19 protein-coding genes are annotated in these 26,115 nt (G+C 69.8%); 3 read left to right on the top strand and 16 right to left on the bottom strand.

Annotated elements, in window-relative coordinates; translation table 11 throughout:
• Positions 1-94: 94 nt before the first annotated feature.
• A complete protein-coding gene (locus KQ305_RS14515) occupies positions 95-2,950 on the top strand; it encodes a cation-transporting P-type ATPase (RefSeq protein ID WP_259726116.1) in 2,856 nt (951 codons plus the stop codon).
• Here KQ305_RS14515 and hypE read toward each other — a convergent pair.
• The 15 genes from hypE to KQ305_RS14440 form a co-directional block, all read right to left on the bottom strand.
• Positions 2,919-3,950: a hydrogenase expression/formation protein HypE gene (hypE, locus tag KQ305_RS14510; protein ID WP_259726115.1), complete on the bottom strand. Its 1,032-nt coding sequence runs from the start codon at positions 3,948-3,950 to the stop codon at positions 2,919-2,921. The genes KQ305_RS14515 and hypE overlap by 32 nt on opposite strands.
• Complete coding sequence (hypD, locus tag KQ305_RS14505) at positions 3,943-5,061, bottom strand: hydrogenase formation protein HypD (RefSeq protein WP_259726114.1); 1,119 nt, start codon at positions 5,059-5,061, stop codon at positions 3,943-3,945. Before hypD ends, hypE begins: the two co-directional genes overlap by 8 nt.
• Positions 5,058-6,092: a dihydroorotate dehydrogenase-like protein gene (locus tag KQ305_RS14500; protein ID WP_259726113.1), complete on the bottom strand. Its 1,035-nt coding sequence runs from the start codon at positions 6,090-6,092 to the stop codon at positions 5,058-5,060. The genes hypD and KQ305_RS14500 overlap by 4 nt, the downstream gene beginning before the upstream one ends.
• Positions 6,089-9,697: a pyruvate:ferredoxin (flavodoxin) oxidoreductase gene (gene nifJ / locus KQ305_RS14495; protein ID WP_259726112.1), complete on the bottom strand. Its 3,609-nt coding sequence runs from the start codon at positions 9,695-9,697 to the stop codon at positions 6,089-6,091. Before nifJ ends, KQ305_RS14500 begins: the two co-directional genes overlap by 4 nt.
• Positions 9,694-9,921, bottom strand: coding sequence for a HypC/HybG/HupF family hydrogenase formation chaperone (locus KQ305_RS14490; protein ID WP_259726111.1), 228 nt, complete (start codon positions 9,919-9,921; stop codon positions 9,694-9,696). Before KQ305_RS14490 ends, nifJ begins: the two co-directional genes overlap by 4 nt.
• Positions 9,869-12,439: a carbamoyltransferase HypF gene (gene hypF / locus KQ305_RS14485; protein WP_259726110.1), complete on the bottom strand. Its 2,571-nt coding sequence runs from the start codon at positions 12,437-12,439 to the stop codon at positions 9,869-9,871. The genes KQ305_RS14490 and hypF overlap by 53 nt, the downstream gene beginning before the upstream one ends.
• Positions 12,436-13,173 carry a hydrogenase nickel incorporation protein HypB gene (gene hypB, locus KQ305_RS14480; RefSeq protein WP_259726109.1) on the bottom strand — a complete coding sequence of 246 codons (738 nt, stop codon included), beginning with the start codon at positions 13,171-13,173 and terminating at the stop codon, positions 12,436-12,438. The genes hypF and hypB overlap by 4 nt, the downstream gene beginning before the upstream one ends.
• A gap of 122 nt (positions 13,174-13,295) precedes the next feature.
• The gene (locus tag KQ305_RS14475) at positions 13,296-14,255 is read right to left on the bottom strand and encodes an outer membrane protein (protein WP_259726108.1); all 960 of its coding nucleotides are present in this window, start codon (positions 14,253-14,255) and stop codon (positions 13,296-13,298) included.
• A gap of 368 nt (positions 14,256-14,623) precedes the next feature.
• Positions 14,624-14,965 (bottom strand): hydrogenase maturation nickel metallochaperone HypA, encoded by a 342-nt coding sequence (gene hypA / locus KQ305_RS14470; protein ID WP_259726107.1) that lies wholly within the window; start codon positions 14,963-14,965, stop codon positions 14,624-14,626.
• Positions 14,958-15,407 (bottom strand): hydrogenase maturation protease, encoded by a 450-nt coding sequence (locus KQ305_RS14465; protein WP_259726106.1) that lies wholly within the window; start codon positions 15,405-15,407, stop codon positions 14,958-14,960. Before KQ305_RS14465 ends, hypA begins: the two co-directional genes overlap by 8 nt.
• Positions 15,404-16,846 (bottom strand): Ni/Fe hydrogenase subunit alpha, encoded by a 1,443-nt coding sequence (locus tag KQ305_RS14460; protein WP_259726105.1) that lies wholly within the window; start codon positions 16,844-16,846, stop codon positions 15,404-15,406. Before KQ305_RS14460 ends, KQ305_RS14465 begins: the two co-directional genes overlap by 4 nt.
• A 10-nt stretch (positions 16,847-16,856) precedes the next feature.
• Entirely contained in the window at positions 16,857-17,435 is a 579-nt protein-coding gene (locus tag KQ305_RS14455; protein WP_259726104.1) for an oxidoreductase, read from the bottom strand.
• Positions 17,436-17,445: 10 nt separating this feature from the next.
• Positions 17,446-18,165 carry a bidirectional hydrogenase complex protein HoxU gene (hoxU, locus tag KQ305_RS14450; RefSeq protein ID WP_259726103.1) on the bottom strand — a complete coding sequence of 240 codons (720 nt, stop codon included), beginning with the start codon at positions 18,163-18,165 and terminating at the stop codon, positions 17,446-17,448.
• Positions 18,162-19,775, bottom strand: coding sequence for a NuoF family protein (locus KQ305_RS14445; protein ID WP_259726102.1), 1,614 nt, complete (start codon positions 19,773-19,775; stop codon positions 18,162-18,164). The genes hoxU and KQ305_RS14445 overlap by 4 nt, the downstream gene beginning before the upstream one ends.
• A gap of 54 nt (positions 19,776-19,829) precedes the next feature.
• Positions 19,830-20,867 carry an ABC transporter substrate-binding protein gene (locus KQ305_RS14440; RefSeq protein WP_259726101.1) on the bottom strand — a complete coding sequence of 346 codons (1,038 nt, stop codon included), beginning with the start codon at positions 20,865-20,867 and terminating at the stop codon, positions 19,830-19,832.
• Positions 20,868-21,113: 246 nt separating this feature from the next.
• On the opposite strand from KQ305_RS14440, the gene KQ305_RS14435 reads away from it, so the two are divergent.
• Positions 21,114-23,666, top strand: coding sequence for a bifunctional diguanylate cyclase/phosphodiesterase (locus tag KQ305_RS14435; protein ID WP_259726100.1), 2,553 nt, complete (start codon positions 21,114-21,116; stop codon positions 23,664-23,666).
• Positions 23,663-25,471 carry a GGDEF domain-containing protein gene (locus KQ305_RS14430; RefSeq protein ID WP_259726099.1) on the top strand — a complete coding sequence of 603 codons (1,809 nt, stop codon included), beginning with the start codon at positions 23,663-23,665 and terminating at the stop codon, positions 25,469-25,471. The genes KQ305_RS14435 and KQ305_RS14430 overlap by 4 nt, the downstream gene beginning before the upstream one ends.
• Here KQ305_RS14430 and KQ305_RS14425 read toward each other — a convergent pair.
• Entirely contained in the window at positions 25,453-26,058 is a 606-nt protein-coding gene (locus KQ305_RS14425; RefSeq protein ID WP_259726098.1) for an NAD(P)H-dependent oxidoreductase subunit E, read from the bottom strand. The two genes, KQ305_RS14430 and KQ305_RS14425, sit on opposite strands and share 19 nt — an antisense overlap.
• Positions 26,059-26,115 lie beyond the last annotated feature (57 nt).

Genomic DNA, 26,115 nt, shown 5'->3' with positions numbered 1-26,115 from the left:
GGCTGCAGTATCAACAACGTCGCGCGGACGCTAGCGACGCTGCGTCGTGGCTTCGCAAGTTGGTCATGCTGATCGAGGCCCCCGCTGCCGATCCGTGCTTCTCGCCGCATCCCAGCCGATCTGGTCGCTGCCCCTGGAGGAGGTCCACCAGGCCCTGCAGACCTCAGCGCAAGGCCTGAGCAGCGAAGAGGCCGACCGACGCCTGGCTCAGTTCGGCCCCAATCGCCTCCCGCCGGCCAAGCGGCGACCCCTGGCCCTGCGCTTCCTGGACCAGATGGTCCACTTCATGGCCCTGCTGCTGTGGATCGCCGGAGGCCTGGCCTTCGCCGCCGGTACCCCGCAGCTGGGCTGGGCCATCTGGGCGGTGGTGCTGATCAATGGTGTCTTCTCCTTCTGGCAGGAATTCCAGGCCGAGCGAACCCTGGCCGCGCTCACGCGTGCCCTGCCCAGCCAGGTGCAGGTGTGGCGCAACGGGCAACTGGGCTTTCTGCCGGCGGAGGACCTGGTGGCGGGCGATCGGGTTCGGCTCGAGGAGGGGGATCGGGTCCCGGCCGACTGTCGGGTGAGCATCGCCCACGCGCTCTATCTGGATCTGTCCGTGCTCACCGGCGAATCCCTGCCGGTGGCGCGCCGGAGTGACGCCCCTGAAGCCAGCCAACGGCAGGCGAAGGTCAGCACCAGTGAGCGGGCCAACCTGGTGATGGCCGGCAGCACGGTGGCCTCGGGACGGGGGGAGGCGTTCGTCTACGCCACGGGCGCCGAGACGGAATTCGGGCAGGTGGCGCGGCTGGCGGCCGGCACCACCCGCGGCGCCAGCACCCTCGAGGTGCAGGTCAGCAAAATCGTCCACACGATCTGCACCATCGCCGTGACCATGGGCGTGGTCGCCTTCGGCCTCAGCGTCCTGCTGGTCGGGATGACCCCGCTGGAGAGCGTGGTGTTCGCCACGGGGATCATCGTGGCCAACGTCCCTGAAGGGCTGCTGCCCACCGTGACCCTGGCCCTGGCCATGGCGGTGCAGCGCATGGCGAGCCGCAAGGCCCTGGTCCGCCGCCTCTCGGCGGTGGAAGCCCTTGGCTCGGTGAGTGTGATCTGCTCCGACAAGACGGGAACGCTCACCGGAAACCGGATGGCGGTGGAGAGCACCTGGCTGCCCTTGCCCGCAGAGGGGCTGGAACGGCTGTTGTTGCGCACCGCCTCCCTGTGCTCCAACGCCCGTCTCGAGGCGGCGGTGGCCGGCTCTGTCGGAGCCACCGAACCGTGGCTGGGGGTGGGGGATCCCACCGAAACGGCGATGCTGGTGGCCGCCGCTGAAGCTGGGCTGGTGCCGGAGGAGTTGCCGGGCCGGCATCCACGGCTTCGGGAGATCCCCTTCGATTCCCTCCGCCGCCGCATGACGGTGCTGGTGGACTGGAGTGACCAGGCCGACGATCTGCCGATCGTCACGGGGGGCTCCCTGCTGATCACCAAGGGGGCCCCCCTGGAGGTGCTGGCGCACTGCACCAGCTGGCTGTCCTCCGGTGGCGACGCGCCCTTGCCCGGCGAGCTGCGCCAGCAGGTGGTGGCCGCCAACGATGGGCTGGCCGCCCGAGGCTTCCGCGTCATCGCCGTGGCGCTGCGCCGCGGCGATGACCAGTCGACCACGGCGCCGAGCGATGACCTGGAAGGTGGGCAGATGTTCCTCGGCCTGCTGGGTCTGTACGACCCACCACGGCCGGAGGTGCCGGACGCGATCCGGCAGTGCCGCGAAGCCGGCATCAAGGTGACGATGGTCACCGGCGACTACGGCCTCACGGCCCAGGCGATCGCCCAGCAGATCGGTCTGCTCGACCCCCCCCGATCCTCGGGCCGGTCGACAGCCCATCAGCAGGCCAGCGCCGACCCGGTGCGGGTGATCGAGGGCTCCACCCTGGCCCAGATCAGCGACGTGCAGCTGCGCCAACTGCTCAAGTACCGCCGCCGGCTGGTGTTCGCCCGCATGGCACCGGAGCAGAAGCTGCGCCTGGTGCAGGCCTACCGCGCCCTCGGCGAGGTGGTGGCCGTCACCGGCGATGGCGTCAACGATGCGCCGGCCCTGCGCGCCTCGGATGTCGGGCTGGCGATGGGGATCAGCGGCACGGATGTGGCCCGTGAGGCCGCCGACATCGTGCTGCTCGACGACAACTTCGCCACGATCGTGCAGGCGGTCCGCTACGGCCGCTCGGTGGTGACCAACATCGGCCGCTTCATCACCTACGTGCTGGCCTCAAACGTGCCGGAGGTGCTGCCCTTCCTGGCGATGGTGATCGCCGGGATTCCCGCTGCCCTCACGGTGCTGCAGATCCTGGCCGTCGACCTGGGCACCGACCTGCTGCCGGCCCTCGGCCTGGGGGCCGACCCACCCGAGCCGGGGGTGATGCGCCTGCCCCCGCGCCCCAAGGGCTTGCCGCTGCTCAACCGGGCCGTGATGGTGCGCGCCTACCTGGTGCTGGGGCTGGTGGAGGGCCTGGTGGCCATGGCGGGGTACCTGCTGACCTGGCGTGCCAACGGTGTGGGCTGGAGCCAGCTGCGCCTCCTGGCCCCCCAGCTGCTGCACCACACCGCCGACGCCGGCGTGGTGGCGATCCAGCAGCAGGCCACCACCGTCACCTTCTGCCTGATCGTGGCCGGCCAGATGGGCACCCTGCTGGCCTGCCGCAGTGAACGCCGTCCCGCCTGGGCCATGCTCGGCATCCCCAATCCCATGCTCTGGCTGGGCCTGATCAGCGAGCCGCTGCTGGCCAGTGCCCTGGTGCTGGTGGCTCCGGTGGCGGCGGTGTTCGGAATGGTGCCGTTTCCGATGGCCTGGCTGGGGCCGATGGCCCTGGCCCCGGTGTTGGTGATCCTGGTGGATGCCCTCGACAAACGCTGGCGGCACCCTGGGCAGGTGCTGCCAGGGTTCAGCAGATCCGTGGCAGCAGCTCCCCACTGAGGGGAATCAGCACCCGCTCACTGCCGAAGGGGGTGCGCAGCAGCACCCGGCCCCGGGGGGGGCCGACTCCTGAGCCTGCCGCCGCCACCCGGCCGATCCAGGTCCCCCCCGCCGGAGCCAGCACCGCCAGGGCCCGCTGCCGATCAGCCTCGGGCACCACCGCCAGGAAGCGGCCCTCGTTGGCCAGGTGCAGCGGATCGAAGCCCAGCAGCGCGCAGGTGCGCCGCACCGGCTCCGCCACCGGCAGGCACGCTTCCTCGATCCGCAGCTCCAGGGCGTTGGGGGCCGCCAGTTCCTGCAGGGCGCTGGCCAGGCCGCCCCGGGTGAGATCGCGCAGGCAGTGGAGCCGCACCCCTGCGGCCAGCAACGCCTCCACCGCGGGCCACAGGGGCATGCAATCGCTGGCCAGGGGGGGCTGCAGGTCGAGGCCATGGCGGGCGGCCAGGATCGCCACCCCGTGGCGGCCCAGATCACCGCTCACCAGCAGCTGGTCGCCGGGGACGATCGCCAGTGGATCGATCGGATCGTCCACCTGCAGCAGGCCGATGCCGCTGGTGTTGAGGAAAGCCCCATCCCCCTTGCCCCGCTCCACCACCTTGGTGTCGCCGGTGACGATGCTCACCCCGCAGCGCCGGGACGCCTCCACCAGCGACGACACGATCCGGCGCAGCAGGGCGATCTCCAGCCCCTCCTCCAGGATCAGGCCCAGGCTCAGCACCAAAGGCCTGGCACCGGCCATGGCCAGGTCGTTGGCGGTGCCCGTCACCGCCAGGCTGCCGATGTCGCCCCCCTCGAACTCCAGGGGGTGCACCACGTAGCTGTCGGTGGTGAAGGCCAGGCGCCCGTGGGGCAGGGAGAGGCGGGCGGCATCGTGCAGCACCTGGTCGGGATCGGCGTAGAGGCGGCGCAGTTCGCCGTCGATCAGCTGCTGCATCAGGGTGCCGCCACCGCCGTGGGCCAGCTGGATCCGGGGCGTGGCGGGCGGGGCCGGCTCAGCCACGGCGGCCGTAACGGTGGTAGGCCGCGCAGGCCCCCTCCGAGGACACCATCGGCGCCCCCAGCGGATGCTCCGGGGTGCAGGCGCCGCCGAAGGCCGGGCAATCCATGGGCCGGGCTCGCCCCTGCAGGATGGCGCCACTGATGCAGACACCCGCCGGCTCCAGAGCGTCCGCCGGTTCGACTGGCAGGTCGGTGAAGCGAGCGCCGGCCTCCAGGCGGCGGAAGGGCGCCCTCAGTCCCAGGCCACCGCCGGGGATGACGCCGAAGCCCCGCCAGGGCCGGTCCACCGGCTCGAACACCGATTCCAGCAGGGCCCGGGCGGCCGGGTTGCCCTGCTGGCTCACCACCCGGCCGTAGGCATTCGCCACCCGGGCCTCCCCCCGCTCCAGCTGGCGCACGCAGGCCACCAGCCCCCGCATCAGATCCAGGGGCTCAAAGCCGCTCACCACCACCGGCACCCGGTGCCGATCGACCAGCTGCTCCAGCTCCGCGGTACCCATCACGGCGCAGACGTGCCCGGCCGCCAGGAATCCCTGCACCTGGTTGCCCTCCGCCGTGAGGATCGCCGCCATGGCGGGGGGAACCCGGACATGGGCCGCCAGCAGGGAAAGGTTCGCCGCGCCTGAGGCCACGGCCTGGCGCACCAGCAGGGCCGAGGCCGGGGCCGTGGTCTCGAACCCCACCGCCAGAAACACCACCTGGCGATCCAAATGGCGCCGGGCCAGCTCGAGGGCCTCCAACGGGGAGGTGAGCAGGCGCACGTCGCCCCCTTCGGCTCTCACCCCCAGCAGGTCGCCCGGCTCGCCATCGGCGGCGCTTCCCGGCACCCGCAGCATGTCGCCGTAGGAGCAGAGGATCACCTCCGGCCGGCGGGCCAGGGTGCGGGCTGCATCGATCGTGGCGGCGGGGGTGACGCAGACCGGGCAGCCGGGGCCGTGGATCAGCCGCAAGCCGGGGGGGAGCAACTGGTCGAGCCCCCAGCGCACGATGGCGTGGGTCTGGCCGCCGCACACCTCCATCAGCGTCCAGGGGCGGGTGGTGATCGCGGCCAGCTCAGCCGCCAGCTCCCGCACGGCAGCCACCTCCGCCGTCTGCACCGCTGGAGCACTCACCAGGGACCGGGCGCCGCCGTGGCTTCGGCGGGCAGGAAGGTCTGGACGGCGCGCATGTACTGGGAGCGCTCGTACTCGCTGGGATCGGGGCAGCGTTGCTGGCTCATGCAGCCGATAAGTTCCCGGGCGGTGGCGTGCTCGTGCTCCAGCAGCCACTGGCTCAGCTCCTCCTCCAGCCCCGCCAGCCTGCCGGGGCCATGGCGCAGCAGGGCGGCCACCACCTGGGTGATGGCGGCACCGGCCATCAGCAGGCGCACCACGTCGGTGCCGCGGTGCACGCCGCCGGTGGCCGCCAAATCCAGCGGGTGGCGGCCATGCAGCAGGGCGATCCAGCGCAGGGGCAGCCGCAGGTCGTGGGGGGTGCTCAGCAGCAGGTTGGGGCGCACCTCCAGTTCCTCGATGTCGATGTCGGGCTGGTAGAAGCGGTTGAACAGCACCAGGCCATCGGCCCCGACGGCGGCCAGCCGCTTGGCCATGGCACCGAAGTTGGTGAAGAAGGGGCTGAGCTTCACCGCCAGCGGCAGCGTCACCTCGGCGCGCACCTCGGCGACGATCTCCAGCACCTGGTTCTCGATCGCCGCGCTGGAGAGATCGGGGTCGGTGGGGACGGAATAGATGTTCAGCTCCAGGGCGCTGGCGCCGGCGTCCTCCATCCGCCGCGCCACCTGCACCCACTGGCCGGGGTGGGCGCCATTGAGGCTGGCGATCACCGGCACCGACAGGCGGGAGCGGGCCTGCTCGAGGTGGCGCAGGTAGAGGTCGTGGCCCACGTGGAAGATCGAGGGCTCGGGGAAGTAGCTGAGCGCCTCGCCGTAGCTGTCGGCCCCCTGCAGGGTCACCCGGTGCAGCTCCAGCTGGTCGCGCTCGATCTGTTCCTCGAACAGCGAATGCAGAACCACGGCGGCGGCCCCCGCCTCCTCCAGCCGCAGCAACTGGTCGATGTCCTCGCTCAGGGGCGCCGCGGCCCCCACCACCAGCGGGCTGCGCAGCTCCAGGCCCAGGTAGGTGACGGACAGATCGGGACGGGTCATGCCGGTGCCTCTGTCTGGGACTTGGCCGGGGTGCCGGCGAGGGCCTGGTAGATAGCCCAACGGCGGGCCACCTCCAGCTCCGCCTGGCGCGCCAGGGCCCGGGCCCGCTCCGGCTGGCTGAAGGAGAGCATGCGGAAGCGGTTCTCCGTGGCCATCGCCTCGGCCAGGGGCCGCTTCTGGCCCCGACTGTCGATCTGCAGAGGGTGCTCACCCCGTTCGGTGCGGCGCGGGTCGTAGCGGTAGAGCAGCCAGCGGCCGGAGTCCACCGCCGCCTTCTGCTGCTCCATGCCCCGGGCCATGTCGATGCCGTGGGCGATGCAGTGGGAGTAGGCCAGGATCAGCGACGGCCCCGGGTAGCTCTCCGCCTCCAGAAACGCCCGCACCGTGTGCTCGTCACGGGCCCCCATGGCCACGCTGGCCACATAGACGCTTCCGTAGCTCATCATCATCAGCCCGAGATCCTTCTTGGGGGCGGCCTTGCCGCCGGCGGCGTACTTGGCCACCGCCGCCCGGGGCGTGGCCTTCGACATCTGGCCGCCGGTGTTGGAATACACCTCGGTGTCGAGCACCAGGGCGTTGACATCCCGGCCACTGGCCAGCACGTGGTCGAGGCCGCCGAAGCCGATGTCGTAGGCCCAGCCGTCGCCCCCCACCAGCCAGACGCTCTTCTTGACCAGGGCATCGGCCAGATCCAGCAGACGGGCGGCCTGGCCGTCCCGGGGAGTGGCGGCCCGAGGGGCCCCGGGGGCCTCCCCCACCACAGCCTGCAGCAGGCGCTTGAGCTCCTCCACCCGCTTCCGCTGGGCGACGATGCCGGCCTCGTCGTGCTGGTCACCGTCGCGGATCGCCGCCACCAGGGCCTCGGGAAGTGCGAGCCGCTCCAGGAGTTCGAGGGCCATCTGGCGCTGCTGGTCGATGGCCACGCGCATGCCCAGGCCGAACTCGGCGTTGTCCTCGAACAGGGAATTGCTCCAGGCCGGGCCGCGCCCCTCGGCGTTGGTGCTCCAGGGGGTGGTGGGCAGGTTGCCGCCGTAGATGGAGGAGCAGCCCGTGGCATTGGCCACCAGCATGCGGTCGCCGAACAGCTGGCTGGCCAGCTTGAGGTAGGGCGTTTCGCCGCAGCCGCCGCAGGCGCCGGAGAACTCGAACAGGGGCTGCTGCAGCTGCTGCTGGCCGATCTTGTGCAGGTTGAGGTCGCCGCGGGCCATCTCGGGCAGCCCCAGGAAATAGTCCCAGTGGCCCCGGGCCTGCTCCCGCAGGGGGCGCTGGGGCGCCATGTTGATCGCCTTGCGCTTCGGTTCGGTGCGGTCGCGGGCCGGGCAGACCTCCACGCACAGGGCGCAGCCGGTGCAGTCCTCGACGGCCACCTGGATCGTGAAACTGTGGCCCTTGAAGTCGGGGTCGCGGGCCGGGGCCTGACGGAATCCATCCGGTGCACCCGCCAGGGCGTCCGGCGCCACCGCCTTGGCCCGGATCACCGCATGGGGGCAGACCATGACGCACTTGCCGCACTGCACACAGAGGTCGCTCTCCCACACCGGCACCGTCTCGGCGATGTTGCGCTTCTCCCACTGGGCCGTGCCGGTGGGCCAGGTGCCGTCGCAGGGCAGGGCGCTGACCGGCAGGGCATCGCCGCGCCGCTCCAGCAGGGGGGCGATCACCTCGCGCACGAACAGCGGAGCCCCGGCGAGCCGGTCGGCCACAGGCGGCGCCACCGGGAGGTCGTCCTCCGCCGGCAGCCGGCACCAATCGAGCGGCTGCAGGTTGTCGAGGGTGGCGTCGAGGGCGCGCAGGTTCATGGCCACCACCGCCTCCCCCTTGCGGCCGTAGGTCTTGCGCAGGGAGACACGGATCTGCTCGATCGCCTCCTGCCGCGGCAGCACGCCGCTGACGGCGAAGAAGCAGGCCTGCATCACCGTGTTGATGTGGTTCCCCATGCCGGCCTCCCGCGCCACCCGGTAGGCGTTGATCAGCCACACCGACAGCCCCCGCTCGCGGATGCCGCAGCGCAGCGACGCCGGCATCCGCCGCCAGCTCTCCTCGATCGGGAAGGGGCTGTTGAGCAGCAGCACCCCACCGGCGTCCAGGCCGGCCAGGAGGTCGAAGCGATCGACGAAATCCCACTGGTGGCAGGCCACCAGGGTGGGACGCTCGATCAGGTAGGGGGCGCGGATCGGCCTAGGGCCGAAGCGCAGGTGCGACACCGTGACCGAGCCGGATTTCTTGGAGTCGTAGACGAAGTAGGCCTGGGCGAACAGATCGGTCTGCTCCCCGATGATCTTGATCGTGGCCTTGTTGCCCCCCACCGTGCCGTCCGAGCCCAGGCCGTAGAACACGGCGCGCACCTCGTCGGCCCCGTCCACGTGGAAGTCCGCCGCGACGGGCAGGGAGCGGTGGGTGACATCGTCGTCGATGCCGACCGTGAAGTGGTTGCGGGGCTGCGGCAGCTGGAGGTTGTCGAACACCGCCTTGACCATCGCCGGGGTGTACTCCTTGGAGGAGAGGCCGAAGCGGCCGCCCACCACCCGGGGCAGGGGGCGATCGCCGTGGCAGGACTGCCACTCCTCACTGAGGGCCGCCACCGCATCGAGGTAGAGGGGCTCGCCGCCGGCCCCGGGCTCCTTGCAGCGGTCGAGCACCGCCAGCCCCCGCAGCGTGGGCGGCAGGGCGGCGGCGAACAGGGCCGCCACGAAGGGCCGGAACAGGCGCACCTTGAGCACCCCCACCCGCTGGCCGGCGGCGATCAGGGCCAACGCCGTCTCCTCAGCGGTCTCGCAGCCGGAGCCCATCAGCACCACCACCCACGCGGCATCGGTGGCGCCCACGTACTCGTAGGGACCGTAGTGGCGGCCGGTGAGGCCGGCGAACTGCTCCATCGCCTCCACCAGGTGCCCGGGGAGGGCGTCGTAGAAGCGGTTCACCGACTCCCGCGCCTGGAAATACACATCCGGGTTCTGGGCCGTGCCCCGCAGCACCGGGTGGTCGGGGGAGAGGGCCCGATGGCGGTGGTCCGCCACCGCCTGCATCGGCATCAGGGCATGGAGCACCGCGTCGTCGATGGGGTGGATCTTCTGGATTTCGTGGGAGGTGCGGAAGCCGTCGAACATGTGCAGCACCGGCAGCCGCCCCAGCAGGCTCGCCCGGGTGGCGATGGCGGCGAAGTCGCCCGCCTCCTGCACCGAGGCCGAGCAGAGAATCACGCAGCCGGTGCCGCGGCAGGCCATCACGTCGCTGTGGTCGCCGAAGATCGAGAGCCCCTGGGCCGCCAGGGAACGGGCCGCCACGTGCAGCACGGCGGGGGTGAGCTCTCCGGCCAGCTTGTAGAGGTTGGGCACCATCAGCAGCAGACCCTGGGAGGCCGTGAAGGTGGTGGTCAGCACCCCCGCCTGCAGGGCTCCGTGCACGGTGCCGGCGGCGCCGGCCTCGCTCTGCAGCTCCACCACCGCCGGGACCGTGCCCCAGAGGTTGGGTCGGCCTTCGGTGCTCCAGGCATCGGCCCACTCCCCCATCGGCGAGGCGGGGGTGATCGGGTAGATGGCGATGGCCTCGTTGAGGCGGTAGGCCACCAGGGCCACGGCCTCGTTGCCGTCAACGGTGATGGTCATGCGGGATCGTCGTCGACGAGGCTGAGGGCCAGGCCCACGTGCACCAGCACCCGATCGCCCACGGCCGCCTCGGGCAGACAGGCCAGGCTCACCTGCTGACGCACCCCACCGAAATCCACCTCAGCCATGCGCCAGAGGCCGTCATCGGCTGCGGCATCGGCCCCGGCCGGCTCAGGCGCTCCCTGCGGCGGCTGGATCCGGATCGAGAGGATGCGAGCCGGCACGGCCAGGCACATGGGGAGATTTCGGCTCGTGGACACTCCATCCGGTTGTAGGCGCGCCGGCCGGATCTGCCCACGGACCGCCCACCGCCCAGGCCTGCCCCAGGGCCAGCCCGCCGTCACTGCAGGGCACGACCTGCGGCCAGAACGGCTGCAAGCCCCTGGCCCGCAGCGCCGCGATCGCAGCCTCGAGCAGCAGCCGGTTCTGGAAACAGCCGCCGCCCAGGGCCACCGGGACCCCGCCGCTGCTGGCCCTGGCGGGGGGGCACATCCAGGTAACGGCGAGGGCGGCCGTCTCGGCCAGGGACTCGGCCAGGGCGTGATGGAAGCGGGCGGCACACAGCGCCGGCGGCGTGCCGGCAGCGATCGCCGCCAGCAGCGCCGCCAGCAACGGTTGCCAGTCGAGCCAACCCAGGCGCGGCGCGCCGGAGCCATCCGCGACGGCCTCGGGCGGCACCAAGGGGAGGGGCCAGCTCGCAGGCTCACCCGGGGCAGAGGCGGCAGCCCCCTCCAGGAGCAGACCCGCTTCGCCCTCATAGCTCTGCACCTGCACCAGGCCCAGCAGGGAGGCGACCGCATCGAACAGCCGGCCGACGCCGGTGCTCTGGGGGCTGTTGCAGCCGCTGGCGATGGCCTGCAGCAGCAGGCGGCGCTCACCGGCCGTGAAGGCGGCCAGGCTGTGGCGGGCGCCGGGGTGCGCCAGGGCAGCGGGGCCGGAGGCGGCCAGGAGTCCCAGGGCCGCCCGGCGGGGTTCCGCCATGGCCCGCTCACCGCCCGGCAGGGAGAAGGGCCTCATGGCCACCATTCGCTCGCAGGGGGGGGCGCCGGACCCACCCAGCAGCAGCAGCTCCCCGCCCCACAGCTGGGGACCGCCATCGGCGGCAGGGGCCGGGGCGTAACCGAGACCATCCCAGGTGAAGGCCAGCAACGGCAACGGCAGCCCGTGCTCGGCCAGCACAGCCAGGCCATGGGCCCGGTGGTGCTGCACCGTTCGCCGCGGCCACGGCTGGGCGGCGGCGAGCTGATGGCTGAGGTAGCCGGGGTGGGCATCGCAGGCGATCCGCGTCAGACGCTTGCCCCAGCCCCGCTCGATCGCCACCAGACCCTCCGCCAGCCGGGAGAGCAGGCGCCCCTCGGCCAGGTCGCCCAGGTGGGGGGCCAGCCACAGCCGCCCCTCCAGTGCCAGGGCCGGCGCACTCTTGAGATCCCCGCCAAGCGCCACCACGCCATCCGGCGCCCCGCCTGGGGCGACAGCCAGCACCAGGGGCTCGGGGGCATAGCCCCGGGCCCGGCGCAGCAGGGCCGGCCGGCCATCGATCAACTGCAGCACCGAATCATCCAGGGGCCGGGCGATGGCGCGGTCATGCACAAGAAAGACATCGGCGATGGGGCCGCCGGCGCCGCCCCCCAACCGCTCCAGTGCCTCGGCGGGATCGGTGCAGAGCGGTTCACCGCTGGGGTTGCCGCTGGTGGCCACCAGGGGCCGGCCGAAGGCGTGCGCCAGCAGGTGGTGCAACGGCGAAGCCGGCAGCATCGCCCCCAGACATGGGCTGCCCGGGGCCACGCCCGGCAGGGCTTCGGGAACCCCCAGGCGGCGGCGCAGCAGCACGATCGGAGCGGCGGGGTCCGCCAGGGCCCGACGCTCCTCGTCATCAAGTCGGCAGAAGGGGTCCATGGCGGCGGCCTCGGTCACCAGCAAGGCGAAGGGCTTGGCGGGCCGCCGCTTGCGCTGCCGCAGCCGCGCCACCGCCGCGGTGTTGGTGCCATCCACCAGCAGCTGGAAGCCGCCCACCCCCTGCAGGGCCAGGATCTCCCCGGCGGCGAGACGGCCGCAGCAAGAGTTGATCAGGGCGGAGGTGGTGCCGACGTCAGCTCCCACCGGGGGCCGACCTGCGCCATTCCAGAGGGCCAGCCGCGGACCGCACGCCGGGCAGGCGATCGTCTCGGCATGGAAGCGGCGATCGGCCGGATCCTCGAACTCCCTGAGGCAGGCCGGGCAGAGCGGGAAGGGGGCCAGGGTCGTGTGGGCGCGGTCCCAGGGCTCGGCGGTGGCGATGCTGAAGCGGGGACCGCAGTCGCAGCAGCTGATGAAGGGATAGCCGAAGCGGCGATCGGCGGGATCGGCCAGCTCGTCCAGGCAGGTGCGGCAGGGGGCCCGATCGGCCACCAGGGCCAGGGCCACCAGGTCGATGCTGAGGGGCTCCGCGACGCCGGCCTTGATGCGGACGCCGGGGGAAATCCCCCCACCAGCCCCCTCGGGTGCGGGTCGCCAGAGGGGGGCAAGGGCCTCAAGACGGGCCCCGGGGGGCAGCTGCAGCGGCAGGCGCCGCAGGAACCTCTCCAGGGCAGCGCGTTCCCCCTGCAGCTGCAACCGCACCACACCGGGGCCGTTCTCCACCTCCCCGCTGAGGTCGAGGTCGCGTGCCAGCCGGTGCACCAGGGGCCGGAAACCCACCCCCTGGACCACCCCGCGGCACTCCAGCTGCAGCAGGGCGCGACCGGCAACAGGCGGCCTGCTCACCCGGCGACGGGCACCCGCTCCATTGAGAGGGCCGCCAGCAGCTCGGTGATGCCCTCACCGGTGCGGGCGGAGACCGTCACGATCCGGGCCTGGGGGGCCACACGGGCCACATGGCGACGGGCCAAAGGAGCATCAAAGCCGCAGGCCTCGGCCAGATCGCTCTTGCTGATCACCACCACATCGGCGGAGTGGAAGGTGGCCGGATACTTCAGGGGCTTGTCCTCGCCTTCAGTGACCGACAGCAGCACCACCCGCTGGCTTTCGCCCAGGTCAAAGGCGGCCGGGCAGACCAGGTTGCCCACGTTTTCAATCACCAGCACCTCCAGACCAGCCAGGGGATGGCCGAGGTGGTCAAGGTCGTGGAGGGCCCGGTGCACCATCTCCGCCTCCAGGTGACAGGCCTGACCGGTGGTGATCTGCAAGGCCGGCACCCCGGCGGCCCGCAGGCGACGGGCATCGTTGTCGGTGGCCAGATCCCCCACGATCACCGCCATCGGATGGCGCGCCGCCGAGATCGGGGCCAGCTCCAGGGCCAGCCGCTCCAGCAAGGCGGTCTTGCCGGAGCCGGGGGAGGAGAGCAGGTTGATCACCCGAACCCCGGCGGCGGCGAAATGCTCCCGGTTGGCCGCCGCCTGGGCGTCGTTGTGCGCCAGCAGGCGCTGGCCCAGCTCCAGGTGGCGGGGGGCCTCGATAGCGGCTGCGACCGGTTGGCCGCACTTGCAGTCGACACACATCGCAGGATCGACCCCCGGACAGGGAAACAGCACGGAAAAGCCCCGTCGGGGCCCGGCTTTGCCCGAAGGCTAGGCACGGAGCTCCAACGGGGCCGGATGACCACCGGGATCATCCAGAGTGATCACCAGAGGCCACGGATCGGTGCGGGGGCCGGCTCGGGCTGGAAGATCGGCATGGGGGCCGGTGCGGGCTGGATGACGGGTTCCGGCGCCGGTGCGGGAGCAGCAGCCACCGGGCGGGCGCCGAAGCGGTAGCGGAAGCCAATCTTGCCGCCGAAGCTGTTGAAGGCGTCGAAGGTCAGGTTCTCGGAGGAATAGCCACCAGCGCCCTGATAAACGCCCTCAAGGTAGACATCGGAGTTGTAGCTCATGGCGTAGGTGACGCCCACCTTGGCCTGCCAACCGAACAGCCCTTTGTTGACGCTGTTGGTGGGGAAGCCGTTGAGGCTGAAGCTCGGGGTGCTCAGGTTGGTGTACCCGATGCCACCGCCGATGTAAGGCGTCCAGCGGCTGTTGGTCTCGATGTCGTAGTAGAGGCTGGCCAGCACATCATTCTTGTTGATGATGCCGGAGACGTTGTTGGTGAAGGGAACGATGCCGAAGGCACCGAAGCCGATCGGATTGGCGGCACCGACGGCGTTCAGGCTCGCCCGGCTGTAGCCGTAGGTGAGCTCGGTGCGCAGGGCACCGAAGTCGTAACCAACGCCGACGTCACCGGAGAAGCCACCGCCCAGGTCGAGCTTGGTGGAGTTGTTGTTGCCGAAATTGAACAGCAGCGGGGTGAAGAAGGGTGAAACCAGCGTGCCGGTGCTGTTGACCGTCTGGTCACTGGGGGTCTGGGCGCCAGCACCAATGGTGAGATACCAACCCTTGGCGGAATAGGCCTCTTTCACCACCGGCAGGGGGTAGGTCTGGGCGATGAGGGTGGCCTCCGGTGCAACTTGGGGAGCCAGGCTTGCGCTGGGGGCTGGAGCGTCAGTGGGGCTGGCTTCCGTGAGCCCGGGAAGGCTGGCCGACGTTTCCAATGCCACAGGGTTGGTCACTGGCTCGGTGCGCTCGCCAAGGGACCTGACCTCCGCCATGGCGGGGCCACCCAGGAGGAAACCGCCCGTTGCAGCGATTCCAACTCCGCGGAGAAAAGTTCGATTGAATGTCTTTGTGAAATAAGTCATGGGGTTGCGTTCCTCTCACTCATTTACAAATAAACCCACGCCATGCTCCAAATGTCAGGTCATGGACAGCATCAGGCCTGGCACAGAGTGGCAAAAAAAAGAAAACTTGCGCAAGATTTAATTTCATGCCTGAAACTGGCTGCAGCCTGGCCCTAGCGCACGGTAGAGAGTATTTTTTCCACTCCTGATCGGGATAACCGCCTATCTCAGGCCGCGGGGTCGGGGTCCACGTCGGCATGGCGATTCCGGGGGTGCAAGGCAGCCAGGCCCGCACTGCCTCAGTCGAGCTCCAGGGAGGCCAGCTGCAGTTCCCGGCCCCGCAGCAGCTCCCGGCTGATGCGGCCGCAGAGCGGGCAGTCGCAGCAACCATCGAGCGCCGGGAATGGCTGACCGCAGGCGGCACAGAAACACGCCGCGGCCACCGCCTCGATCACGAGCCGGGAACCGGCGGCGATTGTGTCCGCCATCACCACCTCATGGGCCAGGCGCAGGGCCTCGATCTCCACCCCCGCCAGGCTGCCCACCCGCAGGGTGATGGCGGTGATGCGGCGGGCCCCATGCAGGGCGGCCTGCTCCAGGGCCTGCTGCCGCACCGCGTCCATCAGGCTGAGTTCATGCACGGGACTGGACAGCCCCCTGCAACCAGCCCCGCAGCAGCCGGCGCGCCTCGGGCAGCTGGCGCCGCAGCTGCGGCGAGAAGCGATCGCCCCAGGAGAAGTCGAAGGCCGGCACCAGCAACTCGTGGGCCGGTACACAGCAATCGAACAGCTGCTCGGCCAGGGCCAGCAACCGGGAGGGTTGAACCCGGTGCGTGTCCCGCTCCCAGCCGTCCGTGGCCGCCAGGGGCCGCAACAGGCAATGGCTCTGGGGCGGCGCCAACCAGGCGTCGACGATCAGCAGCCGATCGGCCGCCGCCACCGCCTCGGCCAGCTCCGGCGTCAGCTGGTGGCGCTGCAGGCCCAGGCCCTCCACCAGGTGCCAGCCCACCCCGTCATCGCCCCGCAGGGGGTTGCCGATGCCGATCAGCAGCGCGCCTCCGGTGCCGACGCCGCAGCCATTCATCCCCGCAGGCGTTCGGCCAGCACGGTGCCATCGGCGGCCAGCAGCTGCAGCCGCAGCGGCATCTGGCCGGCGGCATGGGTGGAACAGGAGAGGCAGGGGTCGAAGCAGCGGATGCCCGCCTCCACCCGGTTGAGCATCGCCTCGGGGATCTCGGCGCCGGCGGGCACCGGATCGGGGATGTATTCCTGGGCGATCTGGTGCACGGTGCGGTTCATCGCCAGGTTGTTCTGGCCAGTGGCGATGATCAGGTTGACGCTGGTGAGCAGGCCGTCGTCATCCACCTTGTAGTGGTGGAAGAGGGTGCCCCGGGGCGCCTCGCTCACGCCCACCGCCTCGTTGCGGTTGAGGGAGGCGCGCAGACGGATGCGGCCATGCATCAGGTCGGGGTCGCGCACCAGGGCCTCGATCGCTTCGAGGCAGGCCACGATCTCCACCAGCCGCGCGTGGTGATAGGCGAAGCTCGAAGTGGCCGGATGGCCGCTGCGCTGGCGCAGCTCCGCCAGCTCCCGGTCGGCCCAGGGGGTGCCGATGCTGTCGCAGACGTTGAGCCGGGCCAGGGGGCCCACCCGGTAGATGCCGTCCGGGTAACCAAGGGGCTTGTAGTAGGGGAATTTGAGGTAGCTCCAGGGTTCCACCGCCTCGCCGAGAAACTCGGCGTAGTCGTCCTCGCTGAGCTGGTCGGCGACGATCGCCCCGTTCGCATCCCGGAAGCGAAGGCCACCGTCGATGTGCTCCCAGAGCCCCTTGGGGGTCACCAGGCCCATGAACAGGCTGGGGAAGTCGCCGAAGACCCGCTGCTCCTTCTGCAGCGGACCATCGAGCAGCTTTTTGTAGAGCTCCAGCGCCAGGGTCACGGTGGCGCGGGCTTCCGGCAGGCGCTCCAGGATCCAGTCCTTGGCCTCCTGGCTCAGGGGGGTGCGCACGCCCCCGGGCACCGCCCAGGCGGAGTGGATCTTGCGGCCGCCCAGCAGCTCCAGGATCTGCTGGCCGAACTGGCGCAGGCGGATGCCGGCCCGGGCCAGGTCGGGGTCGGCGGCCATCAGGCCGAAGACGTTGCGTTTGGCCGGATCGCTCTCCCAGCCCAGCAGGAAATCAGGGCTGCTGAGGTGAAAGAACGAGAGCGCGTGGGACTGGGTGAGCTGGGCCAGGTTGAGCAGCCGCCGCAGTTTGTCGGCCGCCGGGGGGATCGAAATCGCCAGCAGCTTGTCGCCGGTCCTGGCGGCCGCCAGCAGATGACTCACCGGGCAGATGCCGCAGATGCGGGCCGTGATGCCGGCCATCTCGGTGAAGGGCCGGCCCTCGCAGAACTTTTCGAAGCCCCGGTACTCCACCACGTGGAAGCGGGTGTCGGTGAGGTGGCCAGCCTCGTCGAGGTGGAGGGTGATCTTGGCGTGGCCCTCGATTCGGGTCACCGGATCGATGATGACAGTGCGGGTCATGGCGTTGTCCTCATCCGAACCGCAGCATGGCGGACCCCTCCTGCACGGGCCGCTCACCGGCCAGCAACGGTGTGATCGCCTCGCGGATGCGCTCGGCGGACGGGGGGCAGCCCGGGAGGAAGAGATCCACCGGGATCACCTCATGCAGGGGCAGCACCCGGGGCAGCAGTTCGGGAACGATGCCGGGGGCGAAGGGCAGCTGGCCCGTGGCGTCGGCCAGCTCCAGGTAGCCCCGTTCCAGCACGGCCCTGGCGCTGTCGTGGCCGCCATCGAGCAGGTTGCGCAGGCCGGGCACGTTGGCCGTCACGGCGCAGTCGCCGAAGGAGATCACCAGGGCGGTGCGCTGGCGAAGCTGCAGGGCCAGTTCGAGGTTGTCGACGTTGGCCACCGCCCCCTCCACCAGGGCGATGTCGACGTTCTCGGGGTAGATCTTGACGTCGGTGCCGACCGGCGAGAACACCACATCCACCTTCTCGGCCAGATCGAAGAGGAACTCGTCGAGATCCAGAAAGGACATGTGGCAGCCGGAGCAGCCCGCCAGCCAGACGGTGGCGAGGCGGAGCTTGGCGGCGGGTGGGGTGGGGGTCATGGGGTGGGGGTCACTGGTTGTGCCAGCGGCGCTGCTCGCGGGCGGTGCGCAACAGGGCGGGCAAGGTGGTGTTGGGATGCTTCTCGGCCGTGGTGTCGCTGTTGCGGAACAGGGCGCCGGTGGGGCACACATCGACGCACTTGCCGCAGGAGGTGCAGGCCTGCACCTGGCCCCAGGGCTCATCGAGGCCGGCGACGATGTGGCATTGGCCGCCGCGGCTGCCGATGTCCCACACATGGGCCCCCTCAATCTCATCGCAGACCCGCACGCAACGGGTGCAGAGGATGCAGCGGTTGTGGTCGAGGGTGAACTGGGGGTGGGAAGCATCCACCGACCGCTGGGGGTACTGGTAAGGGAAGCGGGAGTGGTCCATGCCCACGGTCACGGCCATGTCCTGCAGCTCGCAGTGGGTGTTGGCCACGCAGACGGCGCAGACGTGGTTGCCCTCGGCGAAGATCAGCTCCACCGTCATGCGCCGGTACTCCTTGAGCCGGGGGGTGTGGGTGTGCACCACCATGCCCTCGGCGGCGGCGGTGCTGCAGGCGGGAAGCAACTTGCCCGAGCCCTCCACTTCCACCAGGCACAGCCTGCACGCGGACACCGGGGTGAGCCCTTCGAGATGACACAGCGTGGGGACGTTGGCCTCCGCCGCCCGGGTGGCCTCCAGCAGGCTGGCCCCCGCCGGCACCGCCACGTCCTGCCCGTTGACGTTGAGAGTGACGACGCTCATCGCTTCACCGTCCCTGTGGCGAGGCAGGCCGCGGGCTCGCGGCAGGCAGCCTCGTATTCATGGCGGAACCAGCGCAGGGTGCTGAGCACCGGATTGGGGGCCGACTGGCCCAGGCCGCAGAGGCTGGTGACCTTGACCATCTGGCAGAGGGCATCGAGCCGCTCCATGTCGGCGGGGGTGGCCCGGCGTTCCACGAAGCGATCAAGCAACTGGGCCAGCTGCACGGTGCCGGCGCGGCAGGGCACGCACTTGCCGCAGCTCTCGTTGACGCTGAAGCCCATGAAGTGGCGCGCCACCTCGGGCATGGAGGTACCGGATCCCATCACCACCATGCCGCCGGAGCCCATGATCGAGCCGAGCTCCAGCAGGCTTTCGTAGTCGACGGGGGTGTCGAGCCGTTCGGCCGGGATGCACCCGCCTGAGGGGCCCCCCGTCTGCACCGCCTTGATCGGCGAGCCATCGGGCACCCCGCCCCCGATCACCTCCACCACCGTGCGCAGGGGGGTGCCCATCGGCACCTCCACCAGGCCGGTGTTGACCACCGCCCCAGAGAGGGCGAACACCTTGGTGCCCTTGCTGTGCTCGGTGCCGATGGAGGCGTACCAGTCGCCCCCCTGCCGCAGGATCGCCGGCACGGCCGTGAAGGTTTCGACGTTGTTGATCAAGGTGGGGGCCCCCCAGAGACCGGACTGGGCCGGAAAGGGGGGCCGGGGCTGGGGCATGCCGCGCTGGCCCTGGATGGAAAGCAGCAGGGCCGTCTCCTCCCCACACACGTAGGCGCCGGCGCCCACCCGCACCTCCAGGCGCAGGTTGAAGCTGGTGCCGTGGATGTGGTTGCCCAGCAGGTGCCGGCTGCGGGCCTGCTGCAGGGCCAGCCGCAGCCGTTCGATCGCCAGGGGGTACTCCGCCCGTACATAAACGAAGCCCCGCTCGGCGCCGACGGCATAGGCGGCGATCGCCATCCCCTCGATCAGCCGGTGCGGGTCGCTCTCGAGCACGCTGCGGTCCATGAAGGCGCCCGGGTCCCCCTCATCGGCGTTGCAGACCACATAACGGGGGCCGGGGGGCTGCAGGGCCACCGTGTCCCACTTCAGACCCGTGGGGTAGCCGGCGCCGCCGCGACCGCGCAGGCCGCTGCGGCGCACCTCGTCGCGCACCTGCTCGGGGGTGAGGTCCTCAAGCACGCGGCGCAGCTGGCCATAGGCGCCCAGGGAGAGGGCGTCGTCGATGGACTCGGGATTCACCTGCCCGCAGCCCTCGAGAACCACGGACTGCTGCAGGGCGAAGAAGGGGGCCTCCAGATCGAGGCGGTGGGCCGCCAGGGGATCGCCGTTGCCGGGGGCCTGGCTGGTGGGGAGGCCGGCGGCGATCAGGGCCCCGGCGTGCTCCGGTGCCACGCCCCCGAAGAGTTGCGTGGGGCCAGGACCGTCGCAGGCCACCAGGGGGCCGCTGCCGCAGAGGCGCAGGCAACCCACCGGCTTGATCGTCAGCGCATCAGCAGCGAGGCCGGCGGCATCACGGGCGCCCTCCAGGGCGGCGCGCAGGGCCTGGCCACCGGCGGAACGGCAACCACTGGCATCGCAGCAGCGCAGCTGCGGGGGGGCGGGCATGGGGGACCGGGCGTGCCTATTGACTTGTTAGCCAGGAAATGGCCGGGCGGCCGTTCACTCGCCTCTGGCGAGGTCCCGGGCGATGCTGTCCACCGTGGCCGGCAATGGGGTGTTGGCGGGGATCACCCGGTTGGCATAGAGCACCTGACGGATCTTCTCCAGGAGTGGGGGCAGATTGTTCTGAAGCGGGTTCAGCAGCTCATACTGCTCCTGGAGTCCCGGATAACGGATCCCGCTCCCCATCGCTGGCGCCATGGTGGAGCCAAGACCAAGATGGCTCGCCATCTCCTGGCGCACCGTTGCCTGTTGCTGGCTTTCCTCCGCCCGAACCTTCTGCCACCCCTTGACAAGGGCCTGGACCGCCTCGGGATGAACGTGTAGGAACTCGGGTTCCACGGCAAGCACATCCAGGATTTCGTAGGGGAGTTGCCGACTCGTGAACAGGGTTTGCAGCGGCTGGGAGCGCAGCAGCATTTCGCTGCGGGGGGGGTAGCTCACCACCGCCGCCACCCGCCCCTCCCGCAGGGCCGCCGCCCATGAGCTGGCGGGCAGGAAACGCAGCTGAGAAGGCGAGGGGGCAGGCAGGCCCTTGGTCTCAAACGCCCGGGCCAGGAGATACGGCGCCAGGCTGCCGCGTTCGACAGCGATTGGACGACCGACCAGGCCCTCCACACCCTGCACCCCCTTGCGGGCCAGCAGCTGATCAGCACCACGGGACTCATCGATGACGTAGACGATCACCGGACATCTCTCCGGGGCCAGCCCGCAGATGGTGACGACATCGATCGTGGTGGTGGCGATGGCCTGGGCCCTACCCGAGACGTAGGCCTGCATCGACCCCCCCATGTCGGCGAAAATGCGCAGATCGAGGTTGAGCCGGCGGGAATCGTAATGCGCGCCGGCCTTGGCGAGGGCGAAGTAGGAGAACCCCGGCCATGGGTTCACCGCCAGAATCAGCCGCGGAGGCTGGCGCTGACAGCCCATGGCGATCGCCAGCAGCAGTGGCCCCAAAAGGGCGATCCGGGCGAGACGGTACCGCCGATCCCTGGGGGCTCTCCCCGGGGGATGGGCCTCGCTGGCGCCAGGGTCCATGGGTGGGCCATAAGGCATGGAGGAACTAGTGTGAAATACCAACATCGCGCACCATTTTTATTTCCACTGCCCCCACTCTCCGCTCCCTTTCCCCTGCCTTCCACCCCACTGCCAGATGAACAGGACAACCGGGACTGGAGCTCTCTGGGATGCGTTGTGGTGGCCGCCGGAATCCTCGGCACTGGCCTGCTGACCTGGAGCAGCTCCCAACACACCAGGCAGGACCACGACAACAGGGAGCGACCCATGGCCGATCTGGTTGTGATTGCCGTGCGGAGGGAACTGGCCACCACACAATCGGTGCTGAAGGCTCTTGCAGGTCTGCAGCTGGCCTCGGAAGAAGTTACCCCTGCCGAGCTGCAACGGTTCGTCGGAGCCCTCGAGATTGACGGCCGCTCTCTGGAGGGCATCGGCACCCTGGGCTACGCCTCGGCCGAACCCGGAAAGGCCTCGATCCGCTTGATCGCTCCGCTGGATCCCGGCAGCCGCCGGCTGCTGGGGAGCGATCTCTGGCAACTGATCCGGGGCTCCGCCCGCCCCTTCCAGGCCCTGCCCCCAGACCCCACCCCCCCGGAAAGCCTGCTCCTGCCGGGACGTCCCGAGAAGGGGAAGCCGCTGTTCCTGGTGCAGACCCTCCCCTTCGGAAGCAACACCGAAGCGGACTCGGACAAGCCGAAGCCACCAGCACGTTGGGCGTTTGCCACCTTGCCACTTCCTGACATGCTGCGGGCGGCCCTGAACCACCCGTTGATCCAGCTGAGGGAGCCGGTGGATCTGCAGCTGTACTTCGGCGATCGCGCCGACCCGGCCCAGCTTCTCTATGACTCCCGCAACCTCGCCCGGGAGGGGGTGTTACCCCACGCCCAGGCGCGGCCGTTCGAAAGCGGAGGCCAGCGCTGGCTGTTGCTGGTGCAGGCTCCCCAGGGTGTTCCAGGCCTTCCGCTCCCTCATTGGGCGGCGGTGCTCCTGCTTGGCCTGACGACCACCCTCCTGGCGGCCCTGCTGACCCGCCTGTTCCTGCGGCGGAGCCACATGGCCGAGCGGGGGGAGAGATCCATGGAGGCGATGCGCCGCAGCTGGGAGGCAAGCCTCCAGTGGTTCGGCCTCCATCGCCTGGCGTTCTCCCTGATCGGGGAGGGTGTGGTGATCACCGACAGCGGTGGTTCGATCCTGTCCTGCAACGAGGCCTATGCCGCCATCTCGGGCTACGGGGAGGAGGAGCTGGTGGGCCGCAACCCCCGCCTGTTGGGCTCCGGTCATCAGCCCCCCGCGTTCTACAAAGCGCTCCGGGAACAGCTGCTAGACATCGGCCACTGGGAAGGGGAGATCCTGAACCGACGGCCTTCGGGGGAGGTCTACTCCGCCTGGCTACGGATGGGGGTGCTCCGGGACGCGTCCGGAGCACCCAGCCATTTCGTGGCCGCCATGGCCGATCTCACCCGGCTCCGGGAGAAGGATCGGCAGTTGGTGTTTCAGGGTTATCACGACCCCCTCACCAAGCTCCCCAACCTGCAGATGGCCGAACTGCGCCTGGGGGAGATGTGCCAGCGGCCCCAACCCCTGGTAGTGATCTGGATCGAACTGGACGGCATCAAGCGTATCGAGGAAAGCTTCGGCCAGGCCAAGGGGGATCGGCTATTGCAGCTCATTGTCGACCGGCTTGACCGCTTCGTGGGCCCCACGGACGTCCTGGCCCAGGTGGGGAGAAGTGAGTTCCTGATCGTGCATACCCTGGAGCCTGCTGATCCCACTGGCCCGCAGATGGCCAGCAGGATCCTGGCCGGGCTCACCGATCCGACGGGCCCTGCGCAGAAGCTGGAACTGGCCCTTTCGGCCTGCGCCGGATTGAGCTGCTTCCCGAAGGACTCCAGGGAACCGGAAAGCCTGCTTCAGTTCGCCTCCACAGCCCTTGGGCAGGCCCGACAGCAGGGACCGCAGACGATCCTGCCCTACTCGGCCAAGATGACGCTCAGGAGCAGGCACCGCCTGGCGATTGAAGCCCACCTGCAGCGGGCGGTGGACTCGGACCAACTCGAGATTCACTATCAGCCCCAGGTCGATGGCCAGGGAAATCTCCTCGGCGCGGAGGCCCTGCTCCGCTGGCGCAGTCCGAAATTCGGTCTCGTCTCGCCGCTGGAGTTCATCCCCATCGCGGAAGCCAGCGACCTGATCTACAGGATTGGGGAATGGGTGCTGCAGGACGCCTGCCGCCAGTGGCAGGTGTGGGGGCAGGCCGGTTTCAGTCCCGGCCGGCTGGCGGTGAACCTCTCCAACCGACAGTTCCAGGATCCACGACAGACCGTGCCGAATCTGGTGAAGGGGTGCCTGCGCCGCACGGGCCTTGGCGTCGGTCGGCTGGAGCTGGAGATCACCGAGAGTTGCCTGATGCAGTCCATCAGCACGCGCGAACAGCTCCTGGAACTGGAGGCCATGGGAGTGGAACTGGCGATCGACGACTTCGGCACCGGCTTCTCTTCCCTGAGCACGATCCACACGTATCCCATCCAGAAGCTGAAGATCGATCGCTGCTTCGTGAAGGACATTGACACCAATCGCACCTCCCAGGCGATCGTGCACGCCACCCTGGCCATGGCCGTGGGGCTCGGGTTCAGAACCCTGGCGGAGGGAGTGGAGCGTCCAGAGGAACTGGGCTTCCTCCGCCGCTGCGGCTGTCAAGCCTTCCAGGGCTATCTGTTCAGCCGTCCCCTCGCCGCCACAGCGTTCGAAGCTCTACTCAAGAAGGGAGCGGCTGCCGTCCTGGTGCCTGACGGCGAACCGGCGAAGGTCCCCCTGCCATGAGCCGTCCCATCCGACTCCCCCGGGGCCTTACGACCTCTCGCCAGGGTCTTCTCCTCGCCCTGCTCGCCGGCCTGGCCGTCCTCGGCAACGTGGCCACGGTGCCACTGTTCTTCAGCATCCAGATCCTGCTGGGGCCGATCGCCTCCACCCTCACCTTGCTGTGGCTGCGGGGCTGGTGGAGCGTGGCGATCGCCATCATGGCGAGCCTCTACACCTGGAAGCTCTGGGGACATCCCTGGGCCATCCTGATCTTCAGCGCCGAGGCCCTCTGGCTGGCGGTGTTCGTGAATCGCCTCAACGGCCCGCCGGAGAACGACTTCAACGGCCGCATCATCTTTGCCGACATCGCCTACTGGCTTCTGGTCGGGACACCTTTGGTGCTCTTCCTCTACGGCGGTGTCCTTGACATCGACCCGACCAACGTGACAGTCACGGCCGCCAAGCAAGCGGTCAACGGCATGACCAACACGGTGGTGGCCTTCCTCCTGTTCGTGCTGGTGCAGGTGTGGCACAACAGCAGGGGCAGGGGGCTGTTACCCCTGCGGGGCATCGTGTTCTCCCTGGTGCTGGCTTCGATCACGTTGCCGTCGCTGGCTCTCACCCTTCTCTCCGGCAACCTGCTGCAGACCGCCACCCAGGAAGGGGTTCTGGAGAACCTGCGGACCGTCGGCGAAGCCGCCGTCTGGACCGATCCCCGGGCTTTCGGGCCGCGATCCCGCGGGCTTCCGGCCAGCGTCGGGGCGGCGGCTTTCCTTCTCAAGGATCGCGATGGCAACGTGATCAGCTCCAATCCCGCTCTGTTCCTGCGCCTGGCGACTGATTTCCGTCCCGCTCCGCAGGAGCACATCAAGGTGAACGGGCTGCAGATCCTGGTTCCCAGAGGGGAGCGTCCTGCCCTCAGGCTATGGATCCGGGGGTACTGGAGCACAACCATCGACTTCAGGGGTCAGCCGGTGCAGGTCGTGAAACCGGCCCGTCCCGTGGTGCTCAAGCTCCAGGCCCAGAGTGCCGCCATGCTCACCACCCTGATCGGGATGACGCTGTTGGGGGCCCTGCTCAGCGAGCTTGTGGCCACTCTGATTGAGAAACAGCTTCGCCCCCTCGACCAGCCGCTGGCTGACGCCACCGAGCCGCCTGCCCTCTCCGGCCGCCCGGGCGCGGCGAACGTCTCGGGCTATGGCAGTCTCATCGCCGAGATCCACAGCACGGCGCACCGCCTTCAGGAACACAGGCGGGAAGAAGCCCGCCTGCGCCAGAACCTCGCGGCCATGAGCGGGCGACTCGAGCAGTCCATCGAGCAACAGCGACTCCACTGCAGCACCGATTCCCTCACCGGTGCGAGCAACCGCTCCGAGCTCGACAGCAGCCTGCAACGGGTCGCCGAACGGGCCTGTGCCTGCTCCGTCCCGCTGTCCTCCCTGGCCTTCGCAGTGCAGGGTCTACGGCAGATCAATATGCTCCATGGCAGGCAGAAAGGGGACGAGGTCCTGCGCCAGTTGATCGCCGATGTGAAGCAGCTTCTTCACCCCAACGATGAACTGTTCCGCATCGGAGGCAATGAGTTCCTGCTGCTTCTCTGGGATCAGCCGCTCGAATCGGCCCGCACCACGGCCGAGCAGATCCGCAGGGTCGTCAGCGAGGCGGAGCTACCACCCTGCCATGACTCGTCCCCAAGGCTGGAGATCAACGCAGGGCTGAGCCTTCAGAGTGGCTCGGATCCCACCGGGAAGACCATGCTCAGCAGGGTGGAACTGGCCCTGAGCCAATCCAGGGGCCTGGGGACCCATCAGGTGGTGGTGCGCTGAGGCAGGCCGGCTGACTCCAGCCGGGCGTCCAGGTCCTCGGGCGGGTCCACGTGCAGCCGCGTCACCAGCACCCCGTCCACCACCAGCACCGGCGCCTGGCCGCAGGCCCCCAGGCAGCTGACGTGCTGCAGGGCCCAGACGCCATCGCCGGAGGGATCGTCGAGGCGAACCCCCAGCCGCTGCTCGATGCGGGCTGCCACCTGGGCACCTCCCTTCACGTAACAGGCGGTGCCGAGGCAGACGGCGCAGCGATGGGCGGTGGGGGGCTCCAGCCGGAACAGGTGGTAGAAGCTGGCCACGCCATGGACGCGGCTCAACGGCAGCCGCATCCCGGTGGCCACCTCCCGCAGGGACTCCGGCGCCAGGTACCCGTGGAGCTCCTGCACCTGGTGCAGCACCTCAATGAGCGCGTCGGCACCGGCGCCATGGCGGCGGATCACCTGGGCGATGCGCGGGTCGGTGCTGACTGCGGCCGAAGGGGTCATACCGTTGTTCTCCCACCGCCCCTTGCTAGCCACCGCAAGGGCCACGGTCAGCAGACTGCGGCAGGAATGCAGCATCCGGGCGTACAGCGTGGAAGCGAGCAACTACTTATACTTCCTCCGATGAGGCCCCCCTACAGCATGAATCCTGCGTTTCAAGCT

Origin of the sequence: Synechococcus sp. CS-1332, from assembly GCF_025127995.1 — a bacterium.
Classification (GTDB): Bacteria; Cyanobacteriota; Cyanobacteriia; order PCC-6307; family Cyanobiaceae; genus Cyanobium.
This window is presented reverse-complemented; position numbering and strand designations above follow the sequence as displayed.

Coding starts and splice junctions, on each gene's coding strand:
- KQ305_RS14500 (WP_259726113.1), bottom strand. CDS start 6,092: ATGACCCGTCCCGATCTGTCCGTCACCTACCTGGGCCTGGAGCTGCGC.
- nifJ (WP_259726112.1), bottom strand. CDS start 9,697: ATGACCATCACCGTTGACGGCAACGAGGCCGTGGCCCTGGTGGCCTAC.
- hypB (WP_259726109.1), bottom strand. CDS start 13,173: ATGTGTGTCGACTGCAAGTGCGGCCAACCGGTCGCAGCCGCTATCGAG.
- KQ305_RS14475 (WP_259726108.1), bottom strand. CDS start 14,255: ATGGCGGAGGTCAGGTCCCTTGGCGAGCGCACCGAGCCAGTGACCAAC.
- KQ305_RS14465 (WP_259726106.1), bottom strand. CDS start 15,407: ATGAATGGCTGCGGCGTCGGCACCGGAGGCGCGCTGCTGATCGGCATC.
- KQ305_RS14460 (WP_259726105.1), bottom strand. CDS start 16,846: ATGACCCGCACTGTCATCATCGATCCGGTGACCCGAATCGAGGGCCAC.
- KQ305_RS14455 (WP_259726104.1), bottom strand. CDS start 17,435: ATGACCCCCACCCCACCCGCCGCCAAGCTCCGCCTCGCCACCGTCTGG.
- hoxU (WP_259726103.1), bottom strand. CDS start 18,165: ATGAGCGTCGTCACTCTCAACGTCAACGGGCAGGACGTGGCGGTGCCG.
- KQ305_RS14445 (WP_259726102.1), bottom strand. CDS start 19,775: ATGCCCGCCCCCCCGCAGCTGCGCTGCTGCGATGCCAGTGGTTGCCGT.
- KQ305_RS14440 (WP_259726101.1), bottom strand. CDS start 20,867: ATGGACCCTGGCGCCAGCGAGGCCCATCCCCCGGGGAGAGCCCCCAGG.
- KQ305_RS14435 (WP_259726100.1), top strand. CDS start 21,114: ATGGCCGATCTGGTTGTGATTGCCGTGCGGAGGGAACTGGCCACCACA.
- KQ305_RS14430 (WP_259726099.1), top strand. CDS start 23,663: ATGAGCCGTCCCATCCGACTCCCCCGGGGCCTTACGACCTCTCGCCAG.